This is a genomic window from Streptomyces sp. NPDC059696 (genome assembly GCF_042733745.1).
Lineage (GTDB): Bacteria > Actinomycetota > Actinomycetes > Streptomycetales > Streptomycetaceae > Streptomyces.
Genome location: NZ_JBHWFG010000016.1, coordinates 167,953 through 179,272 on the forward strand (window position 1 = coordinate 167,953; position 11,320 = coordinate 179,272).

Annotated in this window: 11 protein-coding genes, 1 rRNA gene and 1 riboswitch; of the genes, 1 reads left to right on the top strand and 11 read right to left on the bottom strand. The window is 69.5% G+C overall.

Annotated features, from left to right (window positions below):
- Positions 1–87: 87 nt before the first annotated feature.
- Positions 88–183: riboswitch (glycine riboswitch) on the bottom strand.
- 113 nt (positions 184–296) lie between these two features.
- Positions 297–671, top strand: coding sequence for a PRC-barrel domain-containing protein (locus ACFV20_RS19825; protein WP_385658277.1), 375 nt, complete (start codon positions 297–299; stop codon positions 669–671).
- Here the strand turns inward: ACFV20_RS19825 and ACFV20_RS19830 are convergent.
- From ACFV20_RS19830 to rrf, 11 genes are all read right to left on the bottom strand, one after another.
- Positions 590–2,038 carry a DNA polymerase IV gene (locus tag ACFV20_RS19830; RefSeq protein ID WP_385658279.1) on the bottom strand — a complete coding sequence of 483 codons (1,449 nt, stop codon included), beginning with the start codon at positions 2,036–2,038 and terminating at the stop codon, positions 590–592. The genes ACFV20_RS19825 and ACFV20_RS19830 overlap by 82 nt on opposite strands.
- Positions 2,039–2,195: 157 nt before the next feature.
- Positions 2,196–2,879, bottom strand: coding sequence for a MerR family transcriptional regulator (locus ACFV20_RS19835; protein WP_385658281.1), 684 nt, complete (start codon positions 2,877–2,879; stop codon positions 2,196–2,198).
- 292 nt (positions 2,880–3,171) lie between these two features.
- On the bottom strand, positions 3,172–3,645 hold the full coding sequence (locus ACFV20_RS19840) for a bifunctional nuclease family protein (protein ID WP_003988851.1): 474 nt from the start codon (positions 3,643–3,645) through the stop codon (positions 3,172–3,174).
- Between the two features lie 86 nt (positions 3,646–3,731).
- On the bottom strand, positions 3,732–4,478 hold the full coding sequence (locus tag ACFV20_RS19845; RefSeq protein ID WP_385658283.1) for a MerR family transcriptional regulator: 747 nt from the start codon (positions 4,476–4,478) through the stop codon (positions 3,732–3,734).
- A 50-nt stretch (positions 4,479–4,528) separates the two neighbouring features.
- Positions 4,529–5,482, bottom strand: coding sequence for an FHA domain-containing protein (locus ACFV20_RS19850; protein WP_385658285.1), 954 nt, complete (start codon positions 5,480–5,482; stop codon positions 4,529–4,531).
- A 61-nt stretch (positions 5,483–5,543) separates the two neighbouring features.
- Positions 5,544–6,554, bottom strand: coding sequence for a DUF881 domain-containing protein (locus ACFV20_RS19855; RefSeq protein WP_385658287.1), 1,011 nt, complete (start codon positions 6,552–6,554; stop codon positions 5,544–5,546).
- Between the two features lie 5 nt (positions 6,555–6,559).
- Positions 6,560–6,892, bottom strand: coding sequence for a small basic family protein (locus ACFV20_RS19860; RefSeq protein ID WP_003988855.1), 333 nt, complete (start codon positions 6,890–6,892; stop codon positions 6,560–6,562).
- Positions 6,889–7,800 (bottom strand): DUF881 domain-containing protein, encoded by a 912-nt coding sequence (locus ACFV20_RS19865; protein ID WP_385658288.1) that lies wholly within the window; start codon positions 7,798–7,800, stop codon positions 6,889–6,891. The genes ACFV20_RS19860 and ACFV20_RS19865 overlap by 4 nt, the downstream gene beginning before the upstream one ends.
- Positions 7,801–7,897: 97 nt before the next feature.
- Positions 7,898–10,393, bottom strand: a complete 2,496-nt coding sequence (locus tag ACFV20_RS19870) for a sugar phosphate nucleotidyltransferase (RefSeq protein ID WP_385658289.1) — start codon at positions 10,391–10,393, stop codon at positions 7,898–7,900.
- 114 nt (positions 10,394–10,507) lie between these two features.
- Positions 10,508–11,116, bottom strand: coding sequence for a CDP-alcohol phosphatidyltransferase family protein (locus tag ACFV20_RS19875; RefSeq protein ID WP_361113472.1), 609 nt, complete (start codon positions 11,114–11,116; stop codon positions 10,508–10,510).
- A gap of 109 nt (positions 11,117–11,225) precedes the next feature.
- Positions 11,226–11,320 (bottom strand): 5S ribosomal RNA (rrf, locus tag ACFV20_RS19880); the annotation flags it as partial.

Consider the following 11,320-nt stretch of genomic DNA (forward strand, 5'->3'; position numbering starts at 1 on the left):
AGCTTCACCGGATGGCCCGAAGGCCTCCGGCTTTCACCGTCGGTGAGAGCGGAAGCCGTCGACACCCGCCCTGCTTTCCAGAGTGACCTCGTCCGTGCGGTACGTGAGCCTGAGAGATTCCGGGGAGGATTTGCTCCTTCGGCGCCTCCGATGGTGTCTGGAGGACTCTCCCGCACGGGGTCAACAGCCGATGCCAGCCTACCAGCGCGGTCGACGCACGAACCTTCGAGTGGCCGCATCCCCGCTTGTGCCGTTTTGTAGTGTCTACGTATGAGTTGCGACCATGTGGAGGGCCCGTGCGAACCGACATCGATCCGCGCAACCTGATCGGCCGCAAGGCGTTCGACCGCAACGGGACCAGGATCGGCACCATCGACGAGGTCTACCTCGACGACGCCACCGGCGAGCCGGAGTGGGCGGCCATACGGACCGGTCTGTTCAGCAGGGACGCCTTCGTCCCCCTGGAGCCCAGCGAGCTGATCGAGGGCGCCCTGCACGTCCCCTTCGAGCGGGCCCTGATCAAGGACGCCCCCGACTTCGGTGTGGGCCGCCATCTCTCGCCCGAGCAGGAACTGCAGCTCTACCACCACTACGGTCTCGACGTCGCCGCCCCGCCCCCGTTCCCGGACCACGACTTCGGCAAGCTCGCGGGCACCGACGAGACGGCCTGAGATCCCGCTTCGGCGGCCGGCCCTCCCTCCCCCGCCGACACCAGAGGCAGCGGATCCGCCGCTTCCAGATCCGGATCGTCGATCCGGAAGGTCCGTACCCGCCCGGGCTCCGAGTCGGGCGTCTCGAACCGTACGGTGACCCGCCCCAGGCCACTGCCCTGCACCCACCCGTGCCCGAACTCGGCGTGCCGCACGTCGTGCCCGGCGGGCCAGCGCCGCTCGGCGAGCGAGGGCTGCTCCTCGGCCGGCGCCGGGGGCTGCTCCTCGACCGGGCTCTCCGCGACCGCCCGCTCCCCCGCCGCCTGGGCGAACAGGTCCTCCTGCGTGTAGTCGGCGAGCCCGGTCACCCCCACCCCGAGCAGCCGCACCCCGCCGGTCGTGTCCACGGAGTCCAGCAGCCGGGCCGACGCCTCACGCACCACCGCGGGGTCGTCCGTGGGGCCGCGCAGCGTCTCGGAGCGGGTCAGTGTCGAGAAGTCGTAGCGGCGCACCTTCAGCACGATCGTCCGCCCGGACAGCCCGGCCCCTCGCAGGCGCCGCACGCACCGCTCGGCCAGTCGCTGTACCTCCAGCCCGACCCGTGTCCGGTCGTGGATGTCGACGTCGTAGGTGTCCTCGACCGACACCGACTTCGCCTCGCGCTCGGCCACCACCGGCCGGTCGTCGCGGGCCAGGGCCATGGCGTAGAGGCCGTGCCCGTGCGCCTTGCCCAGCAGCCGGACCAGCTCGTCCTCGCCCGCCTCGACGATCTCCTCGACCGTGGTGATCCCCGCCCGTCTCAGATGGTCGCCGGTCGCCGGCCCCACCCCCGGCAGGATCCGCACCGGCTTCGGCCCGAGCATGGCCCGCTCGCTCCCCGGCTCGATGACCACCAGCCCGTCGGGCTTGGCCTCCTCCGAGGCGATCTTGGCGAGCATCTTCGAGGCGGCGAGCCCCACCGACCCGGTCAGCCCCGTGGCGGCCCGGATGTCCGCGCGCAGCTTGACCCCTGCCAGCCGCGCCGACCGCTCGTCCCACGCCACGCCCCCGGCCTCCAGGTCCACGAAGGCTTCATCGAGGCTCAGCGGCTCCACCAGCGGCGACAGCGCCCGCAGCAGCTCCATCACCCGCTCGCTGATGGAGCGGTACAGGTGGAAGCGCGGCACGAGGTAGGCGGCGTTGGGCGCGAGCCGCCGGGCCTGCCCCATGGGCATCGCCGAATGCACCCCGAAGACCCGCGCCTCGTACGACGCGGTCGCCACCACGCCGCGCGGCCCGAGCCCGCCCACGACCACGGCCTTCCCACGCAGACTCGGCTTGGAGGCCTGCTCCACCGAGGCGTAGAAGGCATCCATGTCGAGATGCAGGATCGTGGGCGCGGTTCTCACATCTCCGATGCTGCCCTACGCCACTGACAACGCCCTGCTCGACCACCCACGTCGCCCACGAGAGTCTCCACAACCGGCTCTCGCGGAACCGCCCGCCCGGCGATGAGGAAACGTCACGCCTGCTCCGGCCGTGTGTGGGGGCGGCGACCGGGCGGCTCTAGACGGCCCGGTTCCGCCGGCGTGCCAGCTCGTCCGCCGGGTTGGGTCCGACCAGCGTCTCGCCGGTGTCGATCCGCTCGCCGTGCAGCTGGGACAGCGCGCTCTCGACGTCCCGCCACACCACCCCGACGGCGATCCCGAAGACGCCCTGGCCGCCCTGCAGCAGGGCGTGGACCTCGTCGGGCGAGGTGCACTCGTAGACCGTCGCGCCGTCACTCATCAACGTCATGCGCTCGAGATCGCTGAAGCCGCGCTCCCTGAGGTGCTGGACGGCGGTGCGGATGTTCTGCAGCGACACCCCGGTGTCCAGGAACCGCTTGACGATCTTCAGGACGACCACGTCCCGGAAGCTGTAGAGCCGCTGCGTCCCGGACCCGTAGGCGGGGCGCACACTCGGCTCCACGAGTCCGGTGCGGGCCCAGTAGTCCAGCTGCCGGTAGGTGATACCGGCGGCGGCACAGGCCGTCGGGCCGCGATAGCCGATCTGCTCGGACGCCATGGACGTCGCCTCTCCGCTGCTCGGCACCGCTGTCGGTCGCTGCGGAGCGTGGTCGGACGCACCACCGGGCTGAGGACGTCCTCCGCCCGGGAAAGGCCGGGAGCCGGGGGGAGGGTACGGACCGCTCGCCCTGAGACTGCGCTCGGGGCCGCCCCCAGCCGTACCGTCGCCGCTGCTTCTCACGCCGACCTCCGTCCTTGACCTGCCTTCTCGACGGTAGGCAGTCACCAGGGGTGCGTCAACGATCGCCACACTCGCCACGCCGAGTGATAATCACCCTGAGAGTGGTTTCCCGTGCCTCGTCGCGGGGAAAGGCTAGCCGAATGTGCCCGAACGGGCCGTGCGACGCTCTCATGAGCCCCCGGCACATGCGGGCATTTCACCCGCCGCACAGACGGCGGGCGACCCCGTCACGGACCTCGACGTCCGTGGGGCCGCCCGTGCTCCCGGCGGGCCGCAGCCGCCGCGCAGGAGCTCACTGGCTGCTGCTGCCGAAGTCCTCCGGGGAGATCTGGTCGAGGAACTCGCGGAACTTCTCCACCTCGTCCTCCTGCTCGTCCGGGATCGCGATGCCTGCGTCGTCGAGCACCGTGTCACTGCCGTAGATCGGCGTCCCGGTGCGCAGCGCGAGCGCTATGGCGTCGGACGGGCGGGCGCTCACCTCGACGCCACTGGCGAAGACCAGCTCCGCGTAGAAGACGCCCTCACGCAGGTCCGTGATGCGCACTTCCGTGAGCTCCTGGCCGACGGCCTCCAGCACGTCCTTGAACAGGTCGTGTGTCAGCGGCCGCGCGGGAGCCATGCCCTGCTGGGCGAAGGCGATGGCCGTCGCCTCCCCCGGTCCGATCCAGATGGGGAGGTAACGGTCGCCTCCCACTTCACGCAGCAGCACGATCGGTTGGTTGGAGGGCATTTCGACCCGGACACCTACGACATCGAGCTCGTTCACACAGCAACCCTAGGCCGTGCCCGGGACGTTTGGGTAGTCGGGCCGGGATCGGGCGCCTGATCCGGCCTCGCCGGTGCCCGGCCGGCTCAGGGGAGCCGCACCCCGAGCGCCGTCTGCACCAGTGCGGCGTGCAGCTTCAGCGTGAGCCCCGCCAGCTCCCTGGTGCGGTCCTCGGCGTGAGCCCGGGTCTGCGGGTTCCGGTGCCGCCGCAGCGGCGCCACCACCTGGTCGACGAGCCCGGCCTCGCGGTCGGCGGAGGCCTTCAGGGCCCGCAGGTGCCGCGGCTCGATGCCGAACCGCCCGAGCTCCACCACGAGCAGCGCGACGGTGACCGACCCGGCGTCGTAGGCCCCGTCCTCCATTGGGGTGAGGAGCCCGTAGGACTCCCACTCCTCGAGCTCCTGGCCCTCCACGCCGGCGGCGGCCAGCAGCTCGTCCCGCCCGATCCTGGCGGCCGTGGGCGGCCCGGACGGCTCCGGGGGGCGGGAGGCCTGGTCGCCGTCCCGCTGACGGCCCACGACCGGCAGCTGCACCGCCTCACCGCGCTCCATGGCGTCCAGGTGCTCGCGGATCACCTTCAGGGGCAGATAGTGGTCCCGCTGCATCCTCAGGACATGTCCGAGGCGCTCGACGTCATGGGCGCTGAACTTGCGATACCCCGACGGGGTCCGCTGCGGCTCGATGAGCCCTTCCGCCTCCAGGAAACGGATCTTGGAGATGGTCACTTCGGGGAACTCGCCGCGCAGCGCGTTCAGCACCGCGCCGATGCTCATCAGCCCACTGTCCGTGGCGGCGGCGCCGTGCCCGGCACCGCCGCTCGGTGTATGAAGCATGGACCTTCCCTGACGGATGGACCTCGCTGGGTCTGCCCGGGCGGAGCCGGTCAGAAGCCCCGCTGGCTGGCGTAGAAGACCAGCCGGTACTTGCCGATCTGCACCTCGTCGCCGTTGTTCAGGGCGACCTGGTCGATCCGCTCCCGGTTGACGTACGTGCCGTTCAGGCTGCCCACGTCCGCGACCGTGAACGACCCGTCCTGGGCTCGGCGGAACTCCACGTGCCGCCGGGAGACCGTCACGTCGTCCAGGAAGATGTCGCTCTGCGGATGCCGGCCGGCCGTGGTCAGGTCGCCGTCCAGCAGGAAGCGGCTGCCCGAGTTCGGCCCGCGGCGCACGACGAGAAGCGCGGAGCCCAGCGGCAGCGCGTCGACGGCGGCCTGCGCCTCGGGCGACAGGGTCGGCATCTGCGTCTGGCCCGTGGTTTCGCTGTCGTAGGCCTCAAGGCCGGAGATGGAGATCGTGGACGTCGTCTCGGACGGACGCTCCGGAGCCGCGCCCGCCCTCAGCGGCGCGCCGCAGTTGGAGCAGAACCGGCTGTTCTCCGCGTTGCGGTTACCGCACCTCGTACACACCAGGGCCGACATCGGATCCTCCTGCCGCGGCTGCCCCCCGGGGGCGTTGGACGCGTACGGGTCGGAGAACCCTCCACCCGCACCTGAGGTTGACGGCTGCCCGAAACCTATGCCGCCGGGCTGTGCAGGGTCAACCGACGGCGCGCCCTGACCACCGGAAACATCACTGCCCGGGCCGCCGACCTGGTCCCGGAACAGCGGCCGCTGGCCCTCCGCGTCAGGCTGTGCGCGATGACGAGCGGTCGCGTTGTCGCTGCCCTCTCGCGCGCTCTTGCCGAACAACTTCGCAAACAACTTCACGGGCGATTCCCCTTGACCGAAACAGACCCGCCCGTGGGGCAGGACGAACCCTGACTGAACACTCTGGCCGACCCGGACATCCTGACAACGTCCGTCTGCACCAGACAGTTTCCACCACGCACCGCCCATTCGGTGCGCCGACCCCCCGCAACCTCATGCCCTCGCCGAACGCCGCCCATGCGCCCCCGGTTCACCGCGAGGACGACCGAGCGTAGTCAGGCCGCTTCGCTGCTCGCAAGGCGTCCACGACGATGTCGGTCGACCGCTCGATCGTGACGGTGGCCTGTTCCTTCTCGAGAGTCTGCACCACGCCTCCGGGGATGTTGAGCGCCGGCTCGAGGTCCTGCGGCTTGCCGATGACCTTGAAACGATAGGGAGCGTTGATCTTGTTCCCGTCGACGCCCACGCCCTTGCCCGGATCCGTGAGATAGGTGCCCGCGACCACCCGGACGCCGTTCACCTGGATCGCCTCGGCACCCGCCGCGCGCAGCTCCTGGATCGCGTCGAGCAGCATGTCCGCCTCGACCGTCCCCTTCGTGTCCTCGATCGTCATGGTGATGCCGGGCCCCCGGGCGGCCACCGTGCCCGCCAGGACGCCGAGTTGCCTCTCCTTCTCGACCGTCTGCTTCCGGGCCTCCTCGGCCTGGTCCGAGCTGTTCTCCAGCTCGTCGCGCTGCTTCTCGAGGCCCTGCTTCTCGTCCTCAAGACGTTGAGTACGGTCATCCAGTTCATCGAGGATGCGCACAAGATCTTCCTGACGTGCGCCCCGCAGGGCACTGTCACTGTCGCTGTTCGAGGCCACCTGCACGGCCAGCCCGAATCCCAGACCGAAGAGCAGCACGGCGACGATGAGTTGGGCGCGGGTGAGGCGCGGCGGCCACACGCCCTGCACCAGCCGCTGCCGCCCGGTCAGGCGGGGCCCGGCATCCGGCTGCGCTTCCGGCGCACGCTCGGGTTCGGGCTCGCGCTCCGCCTGGGCCCCACCTGCCGCCGGCCGGGCGGGCGCCGACGTCGCCGGGGTCTCACCTGCCGCCCGCGGGGCGGCCGCCGGCTTCGCCGGGGTGTCACCTGCCGCCCGCGGGGCCGGGGGCACTTCCTGGGGCAGCGCCTTGCGCAGCCTGTTCCCGTTCTCGCCGCCGTTCTCGCGCGGGGAGTCCTGCTCCTCGGCCGCCTTGGCGTGCTTCTCGTCGTGATCGCTCATCGGCCTCACGCCCGGAACACGTGCCGGCGGATCGCCGCGGCGTTGGAGAAGATCCGGATACCGAGGACGACCACCACACCGGTGGACAGCTGGGCGCCCACGCCCAGCTTGTCGCCCAGGAACACGATCAGAGCGGCCACGACGACGTTCGACAGGAACGACACCACGAAGACCTTGTCGTCGAAGATCCCGTCGAGCATGGCCCGCAGACCGCCGAAGACGGCGTCGAGCGCCGCCACGACGGCGATCGGCAGATAAGGCTCGACCACCGCCGGAACCTCAGGCCGGACCAACAGGCCGGCCACGACTCCCACGACGAGGCCCAGTACGGCGATCACGATGTGCCCTTCTCGCTCTTCTCAGTGCTCGGCTGTGCTGTACGTACGGTCACGCTCGGTGCGGCAGGCAGCCGGAGGTCGTCCTCCACGGAGATGCCTGTCCTGATGCCGTAGCTCTCCTGCAGCGCGTTCAGATACAGCCCGTCCGCGCTGTCCTGGAACCGCGTGCTCAGCCGCTGCCCGTCCCCCACCGCCAGCACCGTGTACGGCGGCACCAGCGGTTTGTTGTCGACCAGTATGGCGTCTCCCGCCGCCCTGATCGCCGACAGCGCCGTCAGCCGCTGCCCGTTGATCGAGACGGCCTCGGCGCCCGACTCCCACAGACCGTTGACCACCCGCTGCATGTCCCGGTCACGCACCCGGCCGGTGTCGGAGAAACCGGAGGTCTCACGCGGGTCCGCGTCACCACCGGAGGCGGCTTCCTTGGCGTCGTTCACCACGAGCTTCACCCCGGGGCCGTGCACGGCGACCGCGCCCGACAGGATGCCCACGAGATCGGAAGCGCTGCCGCCACTGTGCTTGAGCGCCTCGCGCTGCCGTGCGCTCACGTCCGCGCGCAGCTCGTCGACGGAGTCCTCCAGCTTGTCCGCCGCCTCGGTCTCCCGGTCGATGCGGTCGACCAGCTCTTCCCGCTCCTTGGCGACGACGGGGGCGGCCACCCGCGCCTGCGCCGCTCCGACGGTCACGACCAGAGCCGCGAGCACCAGTCCGGCGGCGAGCCCGAGCTTCGCCCTGAGCGTCTTCGGCATGCCGCTGTCACCCGCGGCCTTCTTGCGCTCGGCGGCCTCGGCGTAGCCGTCGTCGAGACTGTGGTCCATGACGTTGGTGAGCAACGACATGGACGCATCCGGGCGCCGGGGCCGCGCGGGTGTGCTCCGAATGGGGGGTTGCTGCGGCATGCCGCACATCGTCGCACGTCGCGAGCACTACCTCCGAACGGGGCCACCGGCGTGCCGGACAGGCCCCGTTGGGGACACTTGTCCGGCACGCACGCGTGCAGCCCGTCTACCGGCCGGCGCTGTCCACGACCGCCGACCATTCGTCCAGCAGGGCCTGCGCGGAGGCGTCGTCCGGCCCCTCGGCCCACAGGTGGGTGACGGCCTCCGCCGGGTCGGGCAGCACCATCACCCAGCGACCGTCGGTCTCCACCACACGCACACCGTCCGTGGTGTCCACGAAGCGGTCTCCGGCCGCTTCGACGACCCGGCGCATCACGAGCCCCTTCACGGCCCACGGGGTCGCCAGATCCCGCTTCAGGACGTGCGCCCGCGGGATCCTCGCGTCGATCTGGCTGAGCGTGAGCTGCGTCCGCGCCACGAGCCCGATGAGCCGTACGAAGGCCGCGGTGGCGTCGTACACGCTGCTGAACTCGGGGACGATGAAGCCGCCCTTGCCGTCGCCGCCGAAGATCGTCCCTTCCTCGCCGCCCACGCGCGTGAGGTCGTCGGGCGAGGTGGTCGTCCACTCGACCTGCGTCCCGTGGTAGGCCGCGACCTGCTCGGCGATCCGGGTGGTGGTCACCGGCAGCGCGACCCGGCCACTGCGCCGCTCGGCTGCGACGAGGTCCAGCATCACGAGCAGCGCCCGGTCGTCCTCGATGATCCGCCCCTTCTCGTCGACGAGCGACAGCCGCTCACCGACGGGGTCGAACCGCACACCGAACGCCGCCCCGGAGGACGCCACGATCTCGCCGAGCCGCACCATGCCCGACCGCCGCATGTCGGCGGTCTCGGTCGGCCTGGACTCGTCCAGGCCGGGGTTGATCGTCAGCGAGTCGACCCCGAGCTTGCCGAGCAGGCTCGGCAGGACGAGGCCGGCGCTTCCGTTGGACGCGTCCACGACGACCTTCAGCCCGGAGTCCGCGATCCCGGTCGTGTCGACGTTCCGCAGCAGCGAGCCGGTGTACGAGTCGAAGACGCTGGCCGGGAAGTGCAGATCGCCGATCTCCCCGGGGAAGGCACGGCGGTACTCCTGCCGTGCGAACACGCGGTCCAGCTTCCGCTGGCTGCCCTGGGACAGGTCGGCACCCTGCCCGTCGAAGAACATGATGTCCACGGAGTCCGGCACCCCGGGAGTCGTACGGATCATGATGCCGCCCGCACTGCCCCGTGCGGTCTGCTGCCGGGCCACCGGCAGCGGCACGTTCTCCAGGTCACGTACGTCGATGGCACTGGCCTGCAGCGCCGAGATCACCGCCCGCTTCAGCGCCCGGGCACCACGCGAGTGGTCACGGGCCGTGGTGACGGTCGACCCCTTCTTGAGCGTCGTCGCGTACGCGCCGGCGAGCCGCACGGCGAGTTCCGGTGTGATCTCGACGTTCAGGATCCCGGACACACCACGGGCACCGAAGAGGTGCGCCTGGCCCCTGGACTCCCAGATGACCGAGGTGTTGACGAAGGCACCGGCCTCGATGGTCTTGAACGGATAGACCCGCACATTGCCCTGGACGATCGATTCTTCACCGATCAGGCACTCATCTCCGATGACCGCCCCGTCCTCGATCCGCGCCGCGCGCATGATGTCGGTGTTCTTGCCGACCACGCAGCCACGGAGATTGCTGTGCGGTCCCACGTACACGTTGTCGTGGACGACGGCCTTGTGCAGAAACGCGCCGCTCTTGACGACGACGTTGGAGCCCACGACGGTGTGCTCACGGATTTCAGCACCGGCCTCGACCTTGGCGTAGTCACCGATGTAGACGGGTCCGCGGAGCACGGCGTCGGAATGGACCTCCGCACCTTCGGCGACCCATACGCCCGGGGAGATCTCGAACCCGTCGATGTCGACGTCGACCTTGCCCTCCAGGACATCGGCCTGCGCCTTGACGTAGCTCTCGTGGGTGCCGACGTCCTCCCAGTAGCCCTCGGCGATGTAGCCGTAGATGGGCTTGCCTTCCTTCATCAGCTGCGGGAAAACGTCACCGGACCAGTCGACGGGCACATCGGGCTCGACGTAGTCGAAGACCTCGGGCTCCATCACGTAGATGCCGGTGTTCACCGTGTCGGAGAAGACCTGGCCCCAGGTGGGCTTCTCGAGGAAGCGCTCCACCTTGCCTTCCTCGTCGACGATGGTGATACCGAATTCCAGCGGGTTGGGCACACGCGTCAGACAGACCGTGACGAGCGCGCCCTTCTCCTTGTGGAAATTGATGAGCTCGGTGAGGTCGAAATCCGTCAGGGCGTCGCCGGAGATGACGAGGAAGGCGTCGTCCTTCAGCGCTTCCTCGGCGTTCTTGACGCTCCCGGCGGTACCGAGTGGCTTCTCCTCATTGGCATAGGTGAGCTCCATACCGAGCTCTTCGCCGTCACCGAAGTAGTTCTTGACGAGGGACGCCAGGAACTGGACAGTTACGACTGTTTCGTTGAGCCCATGCCTCTTGAGCAGCCGAAGAACGTGCTCCATGATCGGCCGGTTGGCGACCGGCAGGAGCGGCTTGGGCATGCTTGAGGTCATGGGACGAAGGCGCGTGCCTTCGCCTCCGGCCATCACGACGGCCTTCATGTCGGAAGCGTCCTCCTCGAAGAGACGGTCTAGCCGACTTCCCCCGCCAGGATTGTCCCGCACTTATCCAGTACAGGCCATCGCTCCGCTACGGCAGCAGGACCATCCGAGAGTTCAATCGGCCAGGGCGTCCGCACGGACCAGGCGGCGGACTTGTACCACGTAGAGGACTCCTGCCCACCAGTACAGGGTTGTACCCCATCCGGCGAACGCCCATCCGAAAATGGCGGCCAGTGACGAGATCCATCCGCTTCCGTCACTGAGCAGAAGCAGGGGGAAGGCGTACATCAGGTTGAACGTAGCGGCCTTGCCCAAGAAGTTCACCTGGGGCGGCGGATAGCCGTGCCGGCGGAGGATGCCCACCATCACCAGCAGGACCAGCTCCCGCGCCAAAAGGGCGGCGGTCAGCCACAGGGGCAGAATCTCGCGCCAGGTGAGGCCGACCAGGGTCGAGAGAATGTAGAGCCGGTCGGCCGCGGGGTCGAGCAGCCGACCGAGGCTACTGATCTGGTTCCAGCGGCGGGCGAGCTTGCCGTCCAGGTAGTCGCTGATGCCGCTCAGAGCGAGTACCAGAAGGGCCCAGCCGTCACTCTGGGGCCCGCCGAACTCAGGACGCAGGATCAGCCACAGGAAGACGGGTACGCCGACGAGGCGCGCCATGCTGAGGATGTTCGGGATGGTGAGCACACGGTCCGTCTGGACGCGAGTCTCCTGAACCTCCACCCGGGGGCCTCCTGTGGGAAACGTGCCAACGATGCCCCCTGACCCTACCTCAACGCAAAAAAGCTCTGGCTCTTGGGCTGTGTGCCCAAGAGCCAGAGCTCTAAAAGGAGTTCGGCGGCGTCCTACTCTCCCACAGGGTCCCCCCTGCAGTACCATCGGCGCTGTAAGGCTTAGCTTCCGGGTTCGGAATGTAACCGGGCGTTT